We start from the raw sequence: 1,404 nt of genomic DNA, 5'->3' as shown, positions 1-1,404 counted from the left end.
GCGGGCTGCGATCGCGGTCTTCTCGTCGATCGAGAGCACCACCGCGCCTACTGGGGCGTCCACACGCTGCGCGCCACCGAGAACTTCCCCATCACGGGCACGCCCATCTCCGCGTACCCGCACCTGATCGACGCCCTCGCCGCCGTCAAGGAGGCCGCCGCCCTCGCCAACCGGGAACTCGGCCTGCTGGAGCCGGCGAAGGCCGAAGCGATCGTCGCCGCCTGCCGCGAGATCCGCGGCGGCGAGCTGCACGACCAGTTCGTCGTCGACGTCATCCAGGGCGGCGCCGGCACCTCGACCAACATGAACGCCAACGAGGTCGTGGCCAACCGGGCGCTGGAACTGCTGGGGCACGCCAAGGGCGAGTACCGCCACCTGCACCCCAACGAGGACGTCAACCTCGGCCAGTCCACCAACGACGTCTATCCGACCGCCGTCCGGATCGCGACCGTCTTCGCCGTGCGCGGCCTGCTCGACGCGATGGCAGTCCTCCAGGACGCCTTCGCCCGCAAGGCCGTCGAGTTCCGCGACGTCCTGAAGATGGGCCGCACGCAGCTGCAGGACGCCGTGCCGATGACGCTCGGGCAGGAGTTCTCGACGTTCGCGGTCATGCTCGACGAGGACCGCAGCCGGCTCGCGGAGGCCGTCGAGCTGATCCTGGAGATCAACCTCGGCGCGACCGCGATCGGCACCGGCCTCAACGCGCCCGCCGGCTACGCCGAGTCCGCCCGCCGCCACCTCGCCGAGCTCACCGGGCTGCCCCTCGTCACCGCGGCCAACCTGGTCGAGGCCACGCAGGACTGCGGCGCGTTCGTCCAGATGTCCGGCGTGCTCAAGCGCATCGCCGTCAAGCTGTCGAAGAGCTGCAACGACCTGCGGCTGCTGTCCTCGGGGCCGCGCGCGGGCCTCGGCGAGATCAACCTGCCGCCGGTGCAGGCCGGTTCGAGCATCATGCCCGGCAAGGTGAACCCGGTGATCCCCGAGGTCGTCAACCAGGTCGCCTTCGAGGTGATCGGCAACGACGTCGCCGTCACCATGGCCGCCGAGGCCGGGCAGCTCCAGCTCAACGCCTTCGAGCCGATCATCCTGCACTCGCTGTCCGAGTCGATCACCCACCTGCGGGCGGCCTGCCTCACCCTCGCCGAGCGCTGCGTCGTCGGCATCACCGCCAACACCGAGGTGCTGCGCGCGACCGTGGAGAACTCCATCGGCCTTGTGACCGCTCTCAACCCGCACATCGGGTACACGGCTGCCACCGACATCGCCAAGGAGGCCCTCGCCAGCGGCCGGGGCGTGGCCGAGCTCGTCCTGGAGAAGGGGCTGCTCCCGGCCGAGACGCTCAGCGCTCTGCTGCGGCCCGAGGTGATCGCGGGCAGCGGCGCTTCCGTGGTCTGAGAACGGACG

At 70.7% G+C, this 1,404-nt stretch carries 1 protein-coding gene; it reads left to right on the top strand.

The window, feature by feature from the left end:
- Positions 1 to 1,395 (top strand): aspartate ammonia-lyase (locus tag AB0O00_RS39475; RefSeq protein WP_363659494.1); only part of this gene is annotated, 1,395 nt, incomplete at its 5' end.
- Positions 1,396 to 1,404: the final 9 nt, after the last annotated feature.

It is taken from the genome of Kitasatospora sp. NPDC093558 (genome assembly GCF_040683475.1).
Classification (GTDB): domain Bacteria; phylum Actinomycetota; class Actinomycetes; order Streptomycetales; family Streptomycetaceae; genus Kitasatospora.
This window is presented reverse-complemented; position numbering and strand designations above follow the sequence as displayed.